17 protein-coding genes are annotated in these 17,389 nt (G+C 68.0%); 5 read left to right on the top strand and 12 right to left on the bottom strand.

Annotation, left to right across the window (positions count from 1 at the left end; translation table 11 throughout):
* Positions 1 to 64: 64 nt before the first annotated feature.
* The 3 genes from HNP02_RS04285 to HNP02_RS04275 are packed head-to-tail and all read right to left on the bottom strand — an operon-like array spanning position 65 to position 5,376.
* On the bottom strand, positions 65 to 1,540 hold the full coding sequence (locus tag HNP02_RS04285; protein WP_184435458.1) for an acetyl-CoA acetyltransferase: 1,476 nt from the start codon (positions 1,538 to 1,540) through the stop codon (positions 65 to 67).
* A gap of 21 nt (positions 1,541 to 1,561) precedes the next feature.
* A complete protein-coding gene (locus HNP02_RS04280; RefSeq protein WP_184435455.1) occupies positions 1,562 to 3,004 on the bottom strand; it encodes an aldehyde dehydrogenase in 1,443 nt (480 codons plus the stop codon).
* The gene (locus HNP02_RS04275) at positions 3,001 to 5,376 is read right to left on the bottom strand and encodes a CoA transferase (RefSeq protein WP_184435453.1); all 2,376 of its coding nucleotides are present in this window, start codon (positions 5,374 to 5,376) and stop codon (positions 3,001 to 3,003) included. The genes HNP02_RS04280 and HNP02_RS04275 overlap by 4 nt, the downstream gene beginning before the upstream one ends.
* Before the next feature lie 65 nt (positions 5,377 to 5,441).
* Between HNP02_RS04275 and HNP02_RS04270 the strand changes: the two genes are divergently transcribed.
* The gene (locus tag HNP02_RS04270) at positions 5,442 to 6,206 is read left to right on the top strand and encodes a CPBP family intramembrane glutamic endopeptidase (protein WP_184435451.1); all 765 of its coding nucleotides are present in this window, start codon (positions 5,442 to 5,444) and stop codon (positions 6,204 to 6,206) included.
* Here the strand turns inward: HNP02_RS04270 and HNP02_RS04265 are convergent.
* Positions 6,203 to 6,787: a CGNR zinc finger domain-containing protein gene (locus HNP02_RS04265; RefSeq protein WP_184435449.1), complete on the bottom strand. Its 585-nt coding sequence runs from the start codon at positions 6,785 to 6,787 to the stop codon at positions 6,203 to 6,205. The two genes, HNP02_RS04270 and HNP02_RS04265, sit on opposite strands and share 4 nt — an antisense overlap.
* Positions 6,788 to 6,882: 95 nt before the next feature.
* On the opposite strand from HNP02_RS04265, the gene HNP02_RS04260 reads away from it, so the two are divergent.
* Positions 6,883 to 7,434 carry a hypothetical protein gene (locus tag HNP02_RS04260; RefSeq protein WP_255506195.1) on the top strand — a complete coding sequence of 184 codons (552 nt, stop codon included), beginning with the start codon at positions 6,883 to 6,885 and terminating at the stop codon, positions 7,432 to 7,434.
* Here the strand turns inward: HNP02_RS04260 and HNP02_RS04255 are convergent.
* The 6 genes from HNP02_RS04255 to modA form a co-directional block, all read right to left on the bottom strand.
* A complete protein-coding gene (locus HNP02_RS04255) occupies positions 7,431 to 8,435 on the bottom strand; it encodes a zinc-binding alcohol dehydrogenase family protein (protein ID WP_184435447.1) in 1,005 nt (334 codons plus the stop codon). The genes HNP02_RS04260 and HNP02_RS04255 overlap by 4 nt on opposite strands.
* A gap of 28 nt (positions 8,436 to 8,463) precedes the next feature.
* Positions 8,464 to 8,775, bottom strand: coding sequence for a GlsB/YeaQ/YmgE family stress response membrane protein (locus HNP02_RS04250; protein WP_184435445.1), 312 nt, complete (start codon positions 8,773 to 8,775; stop codon positions 8,464 to 8,466).
* Positions 8,776 to 8,897: 122 nt separating this feature from the next.
* Positions 8,898 to 9,836, bottom strand: coding sequence for an APA family fibronectin-binding glycoprotein (locus HNP02_RS04245; RefSeq protein ID WP_184435443.1), 939 nt, complete (start codon positions 9,834 to 9,836; stop codon positions 8,898 to 8,900).
* A gap of 207 nt (positions 9,837 to 10,043) precedes the next feature.
* Positions 10,044 to 11,126, bottom strand: a complete 1,083-nt coding sequence (locus HNP02_RS04240; RefSeq protein WP_184435441.1) for a sulfate/molybdate ABC transporter ATP-binding protein — start codon at positions 11,124 to 11,126, stop codon at positions 10,044 to 10,046.
* A gap of 6 nt (positions 11,127 to 11,132) precedes the next feature.
* Positions 11,133 to 11,933: an ABC transporter permease gene (locus HNP02_RS04235; RefSeq protein ID WP_184435433.1), complete on the bottom strand. Its 801-nt coding sequence runs from the start codon at positions 11,931 to 11,933 to the stop codon at positions 11,133 to 11,135.
* Entirely contained in the window at positions 11,930 to 12,667 is a 738-nt protein-coding gene (modA, locus tag HNP02_RS04230; RefSeq protein ID WP_184436491.1) for a molybdate ABC transporter substrate-binding protein, read from the bottom strand. Before modA ends, HNP02_RS04235 begins: the two co-directional genes overlap by 4 nt.
* Before the next feature lie 185 nt (positions 12,668 to 12,852).
* Between modA and HNP02_RS04225 the strand changes: the two genes are divergently transcribed.
* The 3 genes from HNP02_RS04225 (at position 12,853) to HNP02_RS04215 (ending at position 16,009) form a co-directional block, all read left to right on the top strand.
* Positions 12,853 to 13,524: an SDR family oxidoreductase gene (locus tag HNP02_RS04225; protein WP_184436489.1), complete on the top strand. Its 672-nt coding sequence runs from the start codon at positions 12,853 to 12,855 to the stop codon at positions 13,522 to 13,524.
* A 72-nt stretch (positions 13,525 to 13,596) separates the two neighbouring features.
* Positions 13,597 to 14,526, top strand: coding sequence for an LLM class F420-dependent oxidoreductase (locus tag HNP02_RS04220; RefSeq protein WP_184435426.1), 930 nt, complete (start codon positions 13,597 to 13,599; stop codon positions 14,524 to 14,526).
* Positions 14,527 to 14,623: 97 nt separating this feature from the next.
* A complete protein-coding gene (locus HNP02_RS04215; RefSeq protein ID WP_184435424.1) occupies positions 14,624 to 16,009 on the top strand; it encodes an NAD(P)/FAD-dependent oxidoreductase in 1,386 nt (461 codons plus the stop codon).
* A 54-nt stretch (positions 16,010 to 16,063) separates the two neighbouring features.
* Here the strand turns inward: HNP02_RS04215 and HNP02_RS04210 are convergent, their stop codons facing one another.
* A complete protein-coding gene (locus tag HNP02_RS04210) occupies positions 16,064 to 16,696 on the bottom strand; it encodes an urease accessory protein UreD (RefSeq protein ID WP_184435422.1) in 633 nt (210 codons plus the stop codon).
* Between the two features lie 14 nt (positions 16,697 to 16,710).
* A complete protein-coding gene (gene ureG / locus HNP02_RS04205; RefSeq protein ID WP_184435420.1) occupies positions 16,711 to 17,385 on the bottom strand; it encodes an urease accessory protein UreG in 675 nt (224 codons plus the stop codon).
* Positions 17,386 to 17,389: the final 4 nt, after the last annotated feature.

Here is a 17,389-nt window from a genome sequence, read left to right as displayed (position 1 = left end):
TGGAGCGCGTAACCACCGCGCTACGCGCTAGTGGTCGGGCGCGGTCGCTCGTGGTCGGGCACGGTCAGAGCAGGGCGGCAGTACCGTCGGCCTCCACCCGCACCTTGGCGCCCGCGATGTCCTCGCGGATGCTGGCCTCGGCTTCTCCTGCGTCGGTGATCATCGCCAGCGCGCGGGTGTCCTCGGGGGTGCGGACCGCGAGGAACGCCTTCTCCGGTGCGCCATCCCTGGTGAAGGGGGTGGTCCAGGTCTCGACGGTGCCGACGCCAGACCATTCCACCTCCGCGACTCGGGTGGGTTCGGCGTCGACGGTGGGTTGCACGTCCTCCCAACGGAAGTCGCCTGCGGGCGGTTGGGTTCCGTAGACGCCGAAGCTGTGCTTGGTGAGGTAGCCGCCGTTGGCGCTGATGAAGCCGACGGCGCCTGGAGCCGACACCAGTCGCTCCGCCATGGTGGCGATGGAGTGCGATACATAGTTGTTCCACGGCCCGCCGGCGAACGTGAGGCCGCCGGTGACCGTGAGTGGGCGCTGGGGGTCGTCCAGGGGTAGTCCGAGTTCGTTCGCCGCGACCTGGACCGCCGATGGGAAGCACGAGTAGAGGTCGACCAGGTCGACGTCGTCGATGCTCGTTCCCGCCAGTTCGAGTGCCCGCCTGCCCGCGATCCGGATGGCAGCCGAGGTGTTGAACTCGGCACGCTCGCCGATCAGGTAGGTGTCGTGCGCGTCGGTGCCTGCGTAGGGGAACACCCACCGGTCGGTGGGGATCTGGAGGTGCGTCGCCTTCTCCGCTGACGTCAGCATAAGTGCGGCGCCCTGATCGACCATGTTGTTCGAGTTCATCAGCTTGGTGTACGGCCAGCTGATCATCCGATTGCTGGGCCCGGGCTGCCAGATCTCCCTCGCGGACAAGGGATTCCGGTTCCAGGCGTGCGGATTGTCTTGGGCCACTGCGCTGAACCGGGCCCAGAGCTCGCCGATGCGACGGCGGTGCGCGTCCGACGTCTCCCCCGCGGCGATCCTCAACGCCTGCTCGAACAGCGGGTAGACGTACGCGGGCCGGTCCAGGTGGATCTTGATCTCGACGGGCCCTGCCATCTCGAACTTGTCGTTGGCGCCCTTCGGTTCTGGCACCGATTCGTCCTGTTTGGGCCAGTCCAGCGTGCCACCCGCAGCACGTACCCTCGTGCGGGTGCGCCACGCCTCGGCGCCTGCGATCAGCACGGTGTCGACGCGGCCACCAGCAATGTCGAGGCTGGCCTGGTTGACCAGCGACTGGGGTACGTTGCCGCCGACGCTGCTGTACCAGCTATCCGCATGCGATGCCCGGATGCGCTCCGCGACGAGCAGACCGGGATTCCGATACCGCCACGACAGCAGGTTGACGATGCGCACCGAGTCGACGGCCTCCAGAACGCGAGGATCCGCTGCGGCGCGGGCGGCCCGCTCGATCAGATCGATGGGCGTGACCGATGGATCGTCGTCGTGCTGGTTGACCTGGCCGTAGCCGACGAGGACGGGCGTTCTGGGGTCGATGGGCACCGATGAAACCTTTCGAAGGGGCTAAGCCGGGCCGACCCGGTAGATGGACTTCAGGGTCTGGTAGGCCGCAAGCCCCTCGGGTCCCAGCTCGCGGCCGATGCCACTGGCCTTCACCCCGCCGAACGGTGCCTGCAGGTCTAGGGCGTAGTCGTTGACGCCGATGGACCCGGTGCGTACTGCGCGGGCGACGTCGGTGGCACGGTCGGCATCCGTCGACCAAACAGTGCCGCCAAGACCGAACTCGCTGTCGTTGGCGATGTCGATCGCCTGGCGCTCGGTGTCGTAGGCGATGACGGCAAGCACCGGTCCGAAGATCTCCTCCTGCGCGATGCGGGCCGAGTTGTCCACGTCGGCGAACACCGTTGGCGAGACGAACCAGCCCCTGGGTTGATCGGCCGGAACGGAGCCGCCGGCCACGACTTTGGCACCTTCGGACTTGCCGATCTCGATGTAGTCCAGCACGCGCTCACGCTGGCGGGCACTGACCAGCGGACCGACGTCGGTGGACTTCTCCAATGGGTCGCCGACGGTGAGCCCGTCGGCCAGCGCGGCCACCGCGTCGACCACATCGGCGTAGCGCGACCGCGGCGCCAGGATCCGCGAGCTCAGATGGCAGGTCTGTCCGTTGTTGACGAACGACGCCGAGCGCAGCCCCTTCATGGTTGCGTCGAGGTCGGCGTCGTCGAGGATGATTGCCGCCGACTTTCCACCAAGCTCCAGCGTGACCGGACGAACCAACCGCGCGCACATCTCGCCGATGACCCGGCCCGCCGCAGTCGAACCGGTGAACGCCACCTTGTCGACGCCGGGATGTTGCACCAGGTGCGCGCCCGCGACGGGGCCGCCCGCGATGATGTTGAGCACTCCAGGAGGCAAGCCGGCGTCGTGGGCCGCCTCGCCGAAGATCAAGGCGTCCAACGCGGTTTCGGGCGCCGCCTTCAGCACCATGGTGCAGCCGGCGGCGAGCGCGGGGGCGATCTTCATCGCCGCCAACGCCTGCGGGTAGTTCCAGGGGGTGATCGCGCCGACGACGCCGACGGGTTCGCGCCGCACGATCGTGTGCCCGATCATGGACGGTCGAATCTCTTCCTCGGCGGCGTCACCGATCAGGCCCGCGTAGTACCGCAGTAGTGCCGCAGGAAAGATTCCGTTCGCACCCCGCGACAGCCGGATCGGCATGCCGTTCTCGCGCGTGCACAGCTCGTTCGTGTCCGTGGCGCGGGCCTGCAGTGCGTCGGCGAACCGGAGCAGCACCTCGGCGCGTTCCGCCGCGGGCGTCGCCGACCATCCGGGAAGGGCGACGCGAGCGGCGGCGACCGCGTCGTCGACTTCGGATTCCGTTGCAGCCGAACCGTTGCCGAGCGGTTCACCCGTTGCGGCCTCGATCACGGCCTGAGTTTCGACCGCTTTGCGGAAGTGCCCGTCGACGAACACCCTTGCGCCTGCGTCGATCGCAGTCGTCATGTGGAGCTCCTGGTTTCCTCGTCGGGATTGGTCCAGCTGAACAGCACGCCCTCGGTGATCAAGCGCTCGGTTTGCTCGGTATCCAAACCCAGCAGCGTCCTGGCGATCTCGCGGGTGTGCTCCCCCGGCATCGGTGCGGGCCGCATCGCCGCGTCGGGGATGTGCAGGAAGGGCGCGGCATGCGTCTCGGCGGTCAGCGGCGCCTCGAGCAAAGGGTGGATCATCTCGGTGTAGAGCCGGCGGAACGCCACCTGGGGATCGGCCAGCACGTCCACGGCCCGGTTCATCGGCCCCGCGGGTACGCCCGCGTCCTGCATCGCTTCGACGACGTCGCCCTTGTCGCGGCCAGCCGTCCAAGCCGACACCGAATCGGCGAACTCCGTTGTACTGCCTGATAGTTCGGCGACCCCGATGGCCTTGGCCACGGCGATGCGGTCTTCTTCGGAGCGGACCGATATCACGCACCACTCGTCGTCACCCGCACACGGGCACACGGCGTGAATCGCCGCGTCGTCGACGACGGCAAGACCGGCCGCGCGGGCGGCCTCGGCCACGTAGGTCGTGGCGAGTTGGTTGACGGCGGCCTCCGCCTGTGAGATGTGGACGTGAGCGCCGGCATCGGTGGTGAGCTGGTTGATCAGGGCAGCCAGCGCAGCGACGGCGGTGATCCTCCCGACGACGTGGTCGGGGAAGATCGTGGTGGCATCATAGAAATTGGGGTCGGCGGGATCGTCCGAGGTCCAGAGTCGGCTGACGCCGGTCATCGCCCGCACCAGCGGGCCGTAACCCATCCGGCCACTCCACGGTCCCGTCGCGCCGTATGCGCTGCTCTCGGCAAGCACGATCCGCGGATTCAACTTGCGCAGCTCGTCGTAGGAGAAACCCAGGGCGGCAAGTGTTCCCGGCTTGAAGTTCGCGAACACCGCGTGCGTGTCCGCGACTAGGCGGCGGAAGACCGCGGCCCCTTCGGGGTGGCGCAGGTCAAGGCCGAGGCCGGATTCGTTACGATGGGTCAACGCCCAGGATCGGCTCAGCAGTTGACCCGGCGGCGTCTGTCGCAGCCCGTCCGGATACGCCGCACTCTCGACCTTGATGACCTCGGCTCCGAGGTCGGCGAACAACCTCCCGAGCTCACCTCCCGCGACGATGATGCCGAGGTCGAGGATCCGCAAGCCCTCGAACGGCCTATCTGTGACCTGGCCGATGGGACTGCCCGTCCCGGGGCGGGCGGCGGTCCACGCCGGCTCGTCGGCACCGACCGCAGGAGCGGGCCGGACGATCCCTGCGCGACCACCGTCGACCACGAACGGGCCGGTCGGCACGGTCATCGGGGTTCCGTCCGCGAGATCGGTCTCGGTGAGCGCGCCCACAGACTGGAAGTGGTCGGACGCGAACGTGTCGGCTGGTGTGAGCACGGCGGCGATCGGGACGCTCCGTCGCTGCCCCTCGGCGACAAGCGATTCCATCGTCTGCGGGCCGAACAGATCGGCGATGGCGGCGTTGAGCTCGTCGGCCGCGGCGTAGCGGGCCCCGAGGATCTCGAACTTCGGATCGGAGAACTCCTCCGGCTCCCCGAGCCACGCCCGCATACCGCGCCACTGTCTCGGCGACAGCACACAGATCCGGACGAATCCGTCGACGCAGGCGAACGTCGGATAGAGCTGTTGGTTGCGGGGTCTGCCACGCCATAGTTCGTGGGACGCCTTCAGCCCGACCGCTGCCTGCCCCTCGGAGCCGAACGGCGGATCTAGGCTCTGCAGGACGCCCTCGAGGCGCGAGAAGTCGATGTAATCGCCGGTCCCGCAACGCAATCGGTTGTAGTGGGCGACCAGCGTCGCCCATGCCGCCTGCACTGCAGCCGTGGCCGACGCGATGCCGTACGGCGGCAGGACCGGCCTGCCGGTGGTCGGCCCCGACCTGGACAGTCCCGTCGACATCGCGTACAGCACGGAATCGGTGGCCTGCCATGCCGCGTGCGGGCCCGACGCGCCGAAGTCGGTCACCTGTAGCGCCACCAGATGATCGAAGCGATCGGCGAGTTCGACAGCCGAGGTGCCGAACGCGTCGGCGCCACCGGGAGTGCCGCCGTCGATCAGGATGTCGGCACCCGAGACCAGCTCGGTGAAGCGCTCGCGGTCACCGGCGTCGGCAGGATCGAGCACCGCAGCGCGCTTGTTGGCGTTGTTCAAGGTGAACGGGACGCTGGACCCGGACACGGTGGGCTGTGCCGCGCGCGAGGGTGCACCTCCTGGCGGCTCGACCTTGAGCACGTCGGCGCCAAGGTCGGCGAGCAGGCGACCAACGCCATCGGACTCGGCGCCTCCGATGTCGAGGACCCGCACCGACGCCAAAAGCTGACACCCGTCAAACATGCGAATCAGTATCGTTCAGCGAGCACCGGCGCCGACTGGCGGGTCCAACGTAGACTTGGGCGGTTATGTCTGACCTCAGCGCCGTGGCTGCGCCACCCCACCCGCTGATCGGTCAGCTCTCTGCCCTGCATCACTTCCGCATCTACGTCGACATCGGCGTCGTCGTGGTGGTGCTGGCGCTGACGAACCTCATCGCCCACTTCACCACCCCGTGGGCCAACGTCGCAACGGTGCCTGCCGCGGCCATCGGGCTGCTCCTGCTGGTCCGTTCCCGCGGTCTTGACTGGTCGGAGCTCGGGCTGGGACGTGAGCACTGGAAGTCCGGCATGGGATACGCGCTCGGCGCGGTCGCACTGGTAGCCACGGTGATCGCCGTTGGCGCCTTGCTGCCATGGACGCGACCGATGTTCATGAACGACCATTACGCCACGATGTCCGGTGCCCTGATCGCGTCGATGGTCATCATCCCGCTGCAGACGGTGATTCCCGAGGAACTCGCCTTCCGGGGGGTTCTGCACGGAACGCTTAATCGAGCCTGGGGTTTCCGCGGTGTCGCCGCGGCCGGTTCCCTGTTGTTCGGCTTCTGGCACATCGCCACGTCCCTCGGACTGACGAGCAGCAACGTCGGGTTCAGCAAGTTGTTCGGCCTCGGCATTGTCGGCATGGTCGCCGGCGTCGTGCTCGCGGTCGTCGCGACCGGTGCGGCCGGTTTCGTGTTCACGTGGCTGCGCAGGCGCAGCGGCAGCCTCATCGCGCCGATCGCCCTGCACTGGTCGTTGAACGGACTCGGGGCGCTGGCCGCGGCCCTGGTCTGGCACCTCTCGACTTAGCGCACTCGCCGCCTGGCGCGGAAGTCCCGATTCTTCAGCTTGTTCCCGCACGTCGCCATATCGCACCAGGTGCCGCCATGATTGCGCGAACGGTCATAGAACGCCCACTGGCAGTCGTCGTTCGCGCACGCCAACAGATGAGCCCACGTCCCGTCACGCTGCGCGTCGGAGACGATGAGCAACAGCCCAACCAGACGGGCCCGCAGCGAATCCCCCACAGGCGCCAGTCGCACCGCGCCGTCCTCGCCCACTGCCGCACGCACGGGTTCGTCCTCGACCAACTGGTGAAGTGGCGACACCAGTGTCGGGTCGGGAGCCTGGCCGTCGGTGTTCTGAATCACCAAGGCGCGCAAGCCTTCTCGCACTCCGATCAGGGTCGAGAGATCGTCGTCGGTCGGCGTGCCGCCCGGGGTCAGCAGTCCGTTCGTCGCCATCCATGGCGCGGCGTCCCCTGCGGCCGCCAGCCGGTCGAGGCCGGACTCCATGTCCAGCGTGTTGATCAGGCTCTGCACGCGCCGCAGCGGGTCGGGTGCCGGCTTCTTTTCTTCGTCGTCGAGCCACTTCGCCGGTATCGATGACATGTGGTCAGTCTAGACCGTTCGTGACCGGTATTAAAGATTGACTAGTCATGGTGACCGGTATAGCGTCGATACTAGTCACGAAAGAAGAGGTTGAGATGTCGCCACGACAGCAGGATTGGCTCGACGTTCTCGCGACGCTGCCCGCCGCGGGCCTCGGCTCACGGCAGACCGGCGCGCCACACCGGGGGCGAGCGAAGCGACGGGGAGATGCACACCGGGGGCGAGCGAAGCGACGGGGAGATGCAACGTGGTCGGCCCGTCTACGGGCTTGGCTGTACGCGGGCCGATACGACCACCAGATCGAAGACGGCGTCAAGGCTCTGCCTGGCAGCCCACTTGCGCTGCACGGTGCACGGCTGACCTCGGCCCGCGAACGAAACGACCTGGCGTGCACTCTCCGAGTCGCCGTGCACCAGGCCGAGGCCGGCGGCCGCTTCACCGCGCACGTGCCGGTTCAGGCCGACGCCGTGCGGCTCTGTGCGGAGGTCATCAGCGCAGTCTGCAACCGACTCGAAGACCCGTTCCCGGTCCGCGCCCGCGGCGTGGCCCGACTCCGGATCCTTCTGTCCGACGGGCGCGGTCCGCTGTACCGGACCGGCCGCGGGACGCTCGGCGCGGCGCTGCGTGGCGCGCTCGCGGCGCTTTAGTCGACGGTCAGGACGGCAGCCCCCGCGATCCGACCGCCGGCCAGATCGGCAAGCGCCCGATCAGCGCGCGACATCGGATACCGCGGAGTGGTCACTGCGATGTGATGGCGGCCCGCGAAGTCGAGGAATTCTCTGGCGTCGGCCCGGGTGTTGGAGCTGACCGACCGAACCTGGCGCTCCTGAAACAGATGTCGCTGATAGTTCAGCTCGGGGATGTCGCTGAGATGGATGCCTGCGATCGCAAGAGTTCCGCCGCGGTCCAGCGCTTCGAGGGCGGGCAGCACCAGCTCGCCCACCGGGGCGAAGAGGATCGCCGCGTCGAGCTTCACCGGCGGTGGGTCGTCGGCGCCCTGGGCCGACGCCGCGCCGAGCGCCATGGCCAGTTCCCTGGCAGGCACACCGCGCGTCATCACGTGCACCTCGGCGCCCTGGGCCAGCGCGACCTGAGCGGTGATGTGCGCACTGCCGCCGAATCCGTAGATCCCCAACCGGCCGCCTTCGGGTAGCTCGGCCCGAGTCAGGGACCGATAGCCGATGATGCCAGCGCACAGCAGTGGTGCGAGCTCCTCGTCGGTGTAGCCGTCGGGCAGTCGATGTGCGAAAGCCGCAGGCACGGTAGCGAACTCGGCATAACCGCCGTCGGCGTCCCAGCCCGTGTAGCGGGACTGCGGACAGAGGTTCTCGCGGCCCCGAAGGCAATACGCGCATTGCCCGCAGGTGTGCCGCAACCAGGCAATGCCCACCCGGTCGCCGACCGCGAAATCGGCCCCGGCAGCCGAGCCCGCCGCCACCACCTCGCCGACGACCTCGTGGCCTGGGATGACTCCGGCCCGATGCACCGGCAGGTCACCCTCGGTGACGTGCAGGTCGGTGCGGCAGACACCGCACGCCGCGACCGCGACGAGCAGTTCGTCGGGTGCGGGTACCGGCACCGGCACGTCGACGCGTTCCAGCGGGCCAGTGCTCATGGGACCGGGGTGGCGCACGCGCCATGCCGACATCGTCACGATGAGCCTGACGCGTTGGTGGTTACTTCGACTTGGAGCTGCGCCGCACCAGCCCGACGATCCAGAGCAGGATCACCGCGCCCAGCAGCGAAGTGAAGAACGTGAACCACCAGCGTCCCGCGATGACGTCGACGCCCAGCTTCTCGAGCAGGAAGCCGCCGATGAAGCCGCCGATGATCCCGACGACGATGTTCAGCAGGATTCCCTGCCCGTCACCCTTGACGATCTTGCCGGCGAGCCAGCCTGCGATCCCTCCGATGACGACGTAGGCGAACCAGCCCACCGCCGTTGGCGGGGCGAAGGCCAGATATTCGGTAGCCGCAATCATGTCCATGACGAACCCCTGCCTGTCGCCGGGTGATTCAGCGCAGCCGCTGGATCACCCTCCGGTATACCCGCACGTGGTAACGATTCGGCAGCCGAAACGTGCACGATCGTCCTAATACCGGCCCGAGATCAGCCCGGCGGCATCATCTCCGGCGGCGCGTTGGTCACCGGCACTGGCACACCGATGCCCGGCCGTGGTGCCGGCGCGTTGGGATCCGGCGGCGGCGCGTTCGGGTCCGGTGGCGGCGCGTTCGGGTCCGGTGGCGGCGGCTCGGGAGGCGGCGGCGGCGTGAACGGCCGGATGGACTGCGCCAGCGTGGTGGCAGCGGTCTTGTCGACCGGGTTGGTGGCCGAGCCGAGCCACACCACGAACCAGCGCTCTGGGGTCCGCTGGCTGCGGGGCGAGCCCGGCGGCGGCGTCGACCCGACTACGCCCGCCCAGATCTGGCCGTTGGGCTTGGTGGTGTCGGTGAACTTCACCTCGTAGTACGACGCGGCGCCCGGCATGCCCGCGGCATCCAGCGGAGCCGTCGCCTGCCCGATGCGGGTCCCGGCGAAGGGCATGAAGAACTCGCCCATGTCGGAGGCCAGCCGCTGGGCCGCCTTGGTGTTGTCGTCCTCGGCGCCTGCGAACAGCTTGAGGTCCAACCGTCCGAGCAACACGCTGGTGTCGCTGGGTGGCTGTTCGGTACCCGCGGCAGGGATCTTCGTCAGCAACGCCTGGCCGTAGGACAGCTGGGTGGCGTCCGAGACCTTCCAGCCGGCGGGTACGACGTAGCTGAAGCCACCCGCCGTGTTGTCGACGCGGCCGGGCTCCGGCGGCGGAGGCGCGGGCGCACCGGGGTCCGGCGGCGGCGCATTCGGATCCAGCGGTGACGGTGGCGGCGCATTCGGATCAGCAGGCGGCGGAGGCGCTGTCGCCGGCGGGGCTGGCGGTGGCGGCACCGGATCCGCGGTGGCCGGGATGCCGGGCAGAACGAGGGTCACCGCGGTCGCGGCCGTCACCGTCGCGATCGCCAACTTCCTCGCCGTGCTCCAGCTGTGTCGGGGGGAGTCCGGCTTTTGCATGGGACGAAAATACCGTGTTACCGCCGTGACGCAAGTGTGAGTTGCTCTTAGAGTGTCTGTCTTGGAAATTGCTGTGCAAAGAAAAGGCGTGCCAACGGCATTCGAGCTTGATTGCTGGCACGACAAGGCCCGGGCGGTGCCTGTGGGCTAACCCGCATTCAACGTCCGAGCGGTCTGCTCGCTTGATCGCGACGACCGCTGGCTCCGTTACGGCCCAGGGTGAACCGTGATCTCCTGAGACTTCACCGCGAAGTAGACGCGCTCCCCCGGTGCCAGCCTCAGGTCGGTTGCGGACTCTACCGTGATGTCGGCGGCGAGCCCCGGGGCCCCGTCGGGTTGCTCGTCGGCGCGCACGCGGATCGCGGGTCCCCTGGTGTCCAACTCGGCCACCACGACCTCGACCGTGTTGCGCGGACTGCCATGCGGCTTGTCCCGATGAACCGCGACGGCCGACGGCGCGAAGATGGCCACCGCGGCGTCGCCGGTGCCAACGTCGTCGCCGACGGTGCCGTGCCACGTCGTCCCCCAGCTGGTGGCCAGGCTCCCGTCGGGGAGGATTCGCCCCGCCACCAGGTTCACCCCAGCGAAGCGGGCGCCGAAGAAGCTGCGCGGCTTCGCAAGGACCTCCGCGGCCGTGCCCGACTCGACCATCCTGCCGGCCTCCAACACCACGACGCGGTCGGCCAGCGTGACGACGTCGAGCAGATCGTGGGTCACCAGCACCGCGGAGCGCCCGTCGCGCGCCAGCACGCGGCGCAACACCTTCCGTATCGCCGACGCCACCGCCACGTCGAGTCCGGTCAATGGTTCGTCGAGGAGCAGGACGTCGGGGTCGGCGGCCAACGCGCGGGCGAGTGCGACGCGTTGAGCCTGCCCGCCGGAGAGTTGTCGCGGCATCTTCCCGGCAAGATTCCCGGCGTCCACCTCTTCGAGCCAGCGGTGGGCCGCGGCGCGGGATTCCTTGCGCGCGAGGCGCTTTCCGCTACGCGGGCCGAACGCGACGTTGGTGGCCACGTCCAGGTGCGGAAACAGCAGAGGATCTTGCAGCAGCAGCCCGACGTGCCTGGCGTGGGTGGCCACCTGGACCCCGGCCGCCGTGTCGGTCAGCACGCGATCGCCGACGCGCACGGTGCCCGTATCGGGCCGCACCAGGCCGGCGAGCACGTGCAGCAGCGTCGACTTTCCCGCCCCGTTGGGTCCGAGTACGGCCAACACCTCACCTGCCGCGACGCCGAACTCGACGTCGAGACGGCGGACCTCGACGACCGCTCGCACCTGCACGCCGGTCACGGCGCGTCACCACCCACCGGCACCACCCGGCTTGAGCGCGCGACTACCGACGCCGATCACGACCACCGCAGCGACGACGACGAGCAGCAGCGAAAGGGCCACCGCTGCGTCGGCATCACTCTCGCGTTGCAGGTAGATCTCCAGCGGGAGCGTTCGGGTGACGCCCTCGCGCGAACCCGCGAACGTCAGCGTGGCGCCGAACTCCCCCAACGATCGGGCGAAGGCAAGCACGGCGCCCGACGCCAGCCCGGGTGCCAGCAGCGGCAACGACACCCGCCACCACACCGTCGTCGGCCGGGCGCCCAACGTCGCGGCCACCACGTCGTAGTCGGCGCCTGCCGTGCGGGCGGCCCCCTCGATCGCGATGACAAGGAACGGCAGTGACACGAACGTCTGAGCTAGCACCACCGCCGTCGTCGTGAACGCGATCTGGATGCCTGCCGCATCGAGGTAGCGGCCGAGCAGTCCGAGTCGGCCGAACGCATAGAGCAAGGCGATGCCGCCGACGACCGGCGGCAGCACCAGCGGCAGCAGGATCAGCGGCCGGGTCCAGCGCACCCACCGGGAGTCGTTGCGGGCCAACACCAATGCCATCGGCACGCCAAGGACGATGCACATTACGGTGCTGATCGCTGCCGTCTTCATGCTGAGCTCGAGTGCGGTGACCGACGATCGGCTGCTGATCAGAGTCCAGAACTGCGACCAGTCGACCTTGCCGGCTACCGCGACGAGGGGCAGGACGACGAAGATCGCCCCGACCGCTGCGGGGAGGTAGAGCCAGCGGGGCAACCCGGCCGAATGCGTCAAGGCTTGGCGAACCCCGCCTGCGACAGGATCTTCTGCCCCGCCTCCCCGGTGACCAGGTCGACGAACTCATGGGCAGCAGCAGCGTCCGCCGCGGTCTTCAGCACGCCGATCGGATACGTGTTCACCGCCGCGGCGGCCTCAGGGAAGTCGACCTTGGCCACCTTGTCGCCTGCGCCAAGCGCATCGGTGACGTAGACCAGCCCGGCGTCGGCCTGGCCGGTGGTCACCTTGTTCAGCACGTCGGTCACCGACGACTCCTCGCTGACCGGGTTGAGCGTCACCTTGGTGGACTGCTCGACCTTCTCGGTCGCCGAACCGCACGGCACCTGGGGCGCGCACACCACCACCGTGAGTCCGGGCTTGTTGAGGTCGGCGAACGAGGTCACCTTCTTGGGGTTGCCCGGTGCGACGACGATGGCCAGCGTGTTCGACGCGAAGTCGACCGGGTCGCCTGCGAGCAGCCCAGCCGTCGCGGCCTTGTCCATGTTCTTGGTGTCCGCGCTGGCGAAGACGTCGCCCTTGGCGCCCTGGGTCAACTGCGTGACCAGGTCGGAGGACCCTGCGAAGGTGAAGTCGACCGTCCAGCCGGGATTGTCGGTCTTGAACTGCTCGCCAATGTCGGTGAACGTCTGCTTCAGTGACGCCGCGGCGTACACCGTGAGCGTGCCGCCCGCAGGGGTGCTCGTGGAGGACGAGCTAGGGGTAGCGGAATCAGATCCACAGCCGGTCAGCATGACCAGCAGGGCAGCCGAGATGGCACCGATGATCGATTGGCTTCGCTTCACGATGCAAACCCTAGGTGACCTAAGGTGACGCGTCTGCGTGTTGTGCGCGTGGCGAGTTTCGCCAGCTAGCTACCGTCCAGTAACATGTCTCCCGACTCGCTGGGTTCAGCGTCGAACACGAGGAGGTCTTGGTGATGGATGTGCTGCTCACCGGCGGCGATACCGAACTCGGTCGCGCCATCGCAGAGGGTTTCCGTGACGCGGGCCATCGCGTGGTGATCGCCGGCTCCCGCCGAGACGACCTCGAGGTCGCAGCCAAGGAGTTGGACGTCGACGCGATCGTCTTCGACAACACCGACGCCGCCAGCCTGGAGGACGCCCGCGCGGCGTTCCCGCGCCACATCGACACCATCGTGAACGTGCCTGCGCCGCACTGGAACTCTGGTGACCCGCGCACCTACACCTTGGCCGAACGCGCTGCGTCCTGGCGCGTTGCCCTCGATGCCACGGTGCTGTCCGCGGTGCTCACCGTGCAGATCCTCGGCGACCACCTACGCTCTGGCGGCTCGATCATCAACGTCGTCGCCGACAACCCTGCCGAGGGCAGCCCGGAATCGGCGATCAAGGCCGCGTTGTCCAGCTGGACCGCCGGGCAGGCCACTCACTTCGGCATTCGGGGCGTCACGATGAACACCGTGGCCTCGGGCCGGGGTGCCGAGCCCGGTTACGACGGCATCCCCACCACGCCGCCGTCGGTGGCCGCCGAGATCACCCGGCTGGCCCTGTTCCTCACCACTCCTGCGGCGCGGCACATCACCGGCCAGACGCTGCACGTGAGCCACGGAGCGCTCGCCAACTTCGGCTGACGCGGTATTCCCGGGTTCGCGCGCAGCGAAACGGGGTTCCGGTTCCGTTTAACCGTGGCTAGGGTCGCTTCTGTGACGATTCGACTCGGACTACAGATCCCGAACTTCTCCTACGGCACCGGCGTCAACGAACTCTTCCCCACGGTGATCGCGCAGGCGCAGGAAGCCGAAGCGGCCGGCTTCGACTCCGTCTTCGTGATGGACCACTTCTATCAACTCCCCGGTCTTGGCACGCCGGACCAGCCGATGCTCGAGGCCTACACCGCCCTCGGCGCGCTGGCAGCCGTGACCGAACGCGTCCAGCTGGGCACCCTGGTCACCGGCAACAGCTACCGCAATCCCACCCTGCTGGCCAAGGCGATCACCACTCTGGACGTCATCAGCCAGGGCCGCGCCGTCCTCGGCATCGGCACCGGCTGGTTCGAGCTCGAGCACGATTCACTCGGCTATGACTTCGGGACGTTCACCGACCGGTTCAACAAGCTCGACGAGTCGCTCCAGATCATCCTGCCGATGCTCGAGGGTGAACGCCCGACGTTCACCGGCAAGTACTACCGCACGCAGGAGGCGATGGCCGAGCCGCGCTTCCGCGACCACATTCCGCTGATGATCGGTGGCAGCGGCGAGAAGAAGACGATTCCGTTGGCGGCCAAGCACTTCGACCACCTCAACATCATCGCCGGGTTCGACGAGCTGCCCCGCAAGGTGCAGGTGGTCAAGGAGGCGTGCGAAAAGATCGGGCGCGATCCGTCGACGCTGGAAACCAGCGCGCTCGTCATCGCGATCATCGACGAGAACGTCACGGCGGACGTGATCCCCGACGACTTCAAGCAGCAAGCGGTCTTCGGCAGCCCCGAACAGGTTGCAGACCAGATCAAGACGAAGGTCTTCGACGCTGGCGTGGACGGCGTCATCATCAGCCCGGTGACGAGCCTGAACGGTTACCAGCCGGGAGGCGCCACGGCGGTCGCAGAGAAGCTGAAGCCGCTGATCACCGGGTGAACACTGGGTGTGGTGGTTGATCTCACCGCGCTGCCTGGAAGCGTGCCGACTAACCTAGCGGTTGTACTGAGTAGGTATTCGCACGCGAGGAGCAGCAATGAGCCACCCCGGAGCTACGGCAACGGATCGGCATAAAGTCGTCATCATCGGTTCGGGGTTCGGCGGTCTCAACGCCGCCCAGAAGCTCAAGAAGACCGATGTCGACATCAAGCTGATCGCCCGCACTACCCATCACCTGTTCCAGCCCCTGCTGTACCAGGTGGCCACCGGCATCATCTCTGAAGGGGAGATCGCTCCGCCCACCCGGTTGATCCTGCGCAAGCAGGAAAACGCCCAGGTGCTGCTCGGCGACGTGACACACATCGATCTCGAGCACAAGTCGATCGACTCGGTGTTGCTCGGGCACACCTACCGGACGCCCTACGACAGCCTCATCATCGCGGCGGGCGCGGGCCAGTCGTACTTCGGCAACGACCACTTCGCCGAGTTCGCGCCCGGCATGAAGTCGATCGATGATGCGCTGGAGCTTCGCGGCCGCATCCTTGGCGCCTTCGAGCAGGCCGAGCGGTCCAGCGACCCGGAGCGCCGCAAGAAGCTGTTGACCTTCGTCGTCGTCGGCGCAGGGCCGACCGGTGTCGAGATGGCTGGCCAGATCCAGGAATTGGCCGACCAGACCCTCAAGGGCAGCTTCCGGCTCATCGACCCGACCGAGGCGCACGTCATCCTGCTCGACGCCGCGCCGGCCGTGCTCCCGCCGATGGGCAAGAAGCTGGGCCTCAAGGCTCAAGCACGGCTGGAGAAGATGGGCGTCGAGATCCAGCTGAACGCCATGGTCACCGACGTGGACCGCAACGGCATCACGGTCAAGGACGCCGACGGCACCATCCGGCGCATCGAATCGGCCTGCAAGGTGTGGTCGGCAGGCGTCTCGGCCAGCCCCCTTGGTCGCGATCTGGCCGACCAGTCCGAGACCGAGATCGATCGGGCCGGCCGGGTAAAGGTGAACCCAGATCTGTCCATCCCAGGCCACCCCAACGTGTTCGTCGTCGGCGACATGGCGTTCGTCGAGGGCGTGCCCGGCATGGCGCAGGGCGCCATCCAGGGCGGCAAGTACGTCGCCAAGATCATCCAGAACGAGGTCGCCGCACGCGAGCACGGCACCACGCCTAAGCCCCGTGAGCCGTTCAAGTACTTCGACAAGGGCTCGATGGCGACGGTGTCCAAGTTCAACGCGGTGGCACAGGTCGGCAAGCTCGAGTTCGGCGGCTTCCTCGCCTGGCTCGCGTGGCTGGGCCTGCACCTGATCTACCTGGTCGGGTTCAAGACCAAGGTCGCCACGTTGTTGTCGTGGGCGGTGACGTTCCTGAGCCGCAGCCGCGGCCAGCTGACGATCACCGAGCAGCAGGCCTATGCGCGAACTCGGATCGAGCAACTCGAGGACATCGCGGCTTCGGTGAAGGAAACCGAGAGAGCAGCCTCTTAGCATTCGGCGCTGGGGGTCCCCCCGCTTGCGGGGGAGAGCGAAGCGACCCGGGAATCAGCCCCGCAGGCGCTCGCCCTGCCAGGTGGCCAGGCAGCCACCGGCAGCCAGCTCCAGCAGAGTGCCCTCGGCGGCGAATGCCGTTTCGGGATAACGCAGTTCGCTGACACATGCCAGCGGGGTGCCGAGTTCGTCGGCGGTCACCGAGCCGACGCCGAGTTCCACGCGGTGCCGCAACAGCGGTGCGTCATCGACGTCGGCGTGCATCGAACCCGACCAGAACCCTTGCCGTTCACGTGATCTGCCGACCTGGACTCGCTCGCGAAGGCGCGCCCGGCCATCTCCGGTCAGCGTCAGCCGGATCGTGCTGAAATGACGTGCCGCACCGGCGACGATGGTGGGCTGCGGGTCGAGATCGAGGTCGCCTGCCACCTCCAGATCCCAACTGGCACGTGACTCCATGGTGGCCATGCCCGGCATCGCCATGGTCGCCGCCGCACTGCGCACCCGCAGCCGCGCACCGGGTTCGACGACCAGCCGTACCCTGATGGTGTCCCCGCCTAGCGGGGTTGCCGCCGCCGACACCAGGTGCACGGTGTCGACGTCGGTGCGACGGGCAGCCACGCCGCCCATGCATTCGATGCTCGGCGTGCGGTCGGGGCGCGCAACGATCAGAACGTCGGAAAGCATTGTCGCCGCGGTCCTTATACCGACACGCGTAGCTGCTGGTGCACCCAGTCGAGGACGAGCGTCGCGGCGGGATCCTCAGTCAGTGAGATGAGCACGAACGGGCGATCGTTGCGCACCTTGGCGGCGTCCCGGCGCATCACCTCGAGGTCGGCGCCGACCATCGGGGCCAGGTCGGTCTTGTTGATTACCAGCAGATCCGAGAAGGTCACGCCTGGGCCGCCCTTGCGTGGCACCTTGTCGCCGCCGGCCACGTCGACGACGAAGATCTGCGCGTCCACCAGACCCGACGAGAAGGTGGCGGTGAGGTTGTCGCCACCGGACTCGACGAGGATGAGGTCGAGCGCCTCGTTGCCCGCGATCAGATCGTCGATCGCATCCAGGTTGGCGGTGATGTCGTCACGGATGGCAGTGTGCGGGCACCCACCGGTCTGCACCGCGGCGATGCGTTCGTCGGGAAGCACCGCGTGCCTGCGAAGGAAGTCGGCGTCCTCGGTGGTGTAGATGTCGTTGGTCAGCACTGCGAGCGACAACTCGTCGCGCAGCTGCCGGCACAGCGCGGCGACCAGCGCGGTCTTGCCCGAGCCGACCGGTCCGCCGATGCCGATGCGCAGCGGCTCCCCTGCGTGCCGGGCCCGCCGGGGGCGTTCGGTATGGCCGTGGGGTTCACCGTCGAGCAGATGTGGTGGCATCGTG

The organism is Mycobacterium sp. AZCC_0083 (assembly GCF_014202335.1).
In the GTDB taxonomy this organism is placed as follows: Bacteria; Actinomycetota; Actinomycetes; order Mycobacteriales; family Mycobacteriaceae; genus Mycobacterium.
Note: the sequence above shows the minus strand (reverse complement) of the source record. Positions and strands in the feature narration are given on the sequence as shown.

Excerpts from the sequence above, each read along its gene's own strand:
- HNP02_RS04270 (WP_184435451.1), top strand. The coding sequence starts at position 5,442 with ATGTCTGACCTCAGCGCCGTGGCTGCGCCACCCCACCCGCTGATCGGT.
- HNP02_RS04265 (WP_184435449.1), bottom strand. The coding sequence starts at position 6,787 with ATGTCATCGATACCGGCGAAGTGGCTCGACGACGAAGAAAAGAAGCCG.
- HNP02_RS04275 (WP_184435453.1), bottom strand. The coding sequence starts at position 5,376 with ATGTTTGACGGGTGTCAGCTTTTGGCGTCGGTGCGGGTCCTCGACATC.
- HNP02_RS04280 (WP_184435455.1), bottom strand. The coding sequence starts at position 3,004 with ATGACGACTGCGATCGACGCAGGCGCAAGGGTGTTCGTCGACGGGCAC.
- HNP02_RS04260 (WP_255506195.1), top strand. The coding sequence starts at position 6,883 with ATGTCGCCACGACAGCAGGATTGGCTCGACGTTCTCGCGACGCTGCCC.
- HNP02_RS04215 (WP_184435424.1), top strand. The coding sequence starts at position 14,624 with ATGAGCCACCCCGGAGCTACGGCAACGGATCGGCATAAAGTCGTCATC.
- HNP02_RS04225 (WP_184436489.1), top strand. The coding sequence starts at position 12,853 with ATGGATGTGCTGCTCACCGGCGGCGATACCGAACTCGGTCGCGCCATC.
- modA (WP_184436491.1), bottom strand. The coding sequence starts at position 12,667 with ATGCTGACCGGCTGTGGATCTGATTCCGCTACCCCTAGCTCGTCCTCC.
- HNP02_RS04210 (WP_184435422.1), bottom strand. The coding sequence starts at position 16,696 with ATGCTTTCCGACGTTCTGATCGTTGCGCGCCCCGACCGCACGCCGAGC.
- HNP02_RS04245 (WP_184435443.1), bottom strand. The coding sequence starts at position 9,836 with ATGCAAAAGCCGGACTCCCCCCGACACAGCTGGAGCACGGCGAGGAAG.
- ureG (WP_184435420.1), bottom strand. The coding sequence starts at position 17,385 with ATGCCACCACATCTGCTCGACGGTGAACCCCACGGCCATACCGAACGC.
- HNP02_RS04250 (WP_184435445.1), bottom strand. The coding sequence starts at position 8,775 with ATGGACATGATTGCGGCTACCGAATATCTGGCCTTCGCCCCGCCAACG.
- HNP02_RS04255 (WP_184435447.1), bottom strand. The coding sequence starts at position 8,435 with ATGTCGGCATGGCGCGTGCGCCACCCCGGTCCCATGAGCACTGGCCCG.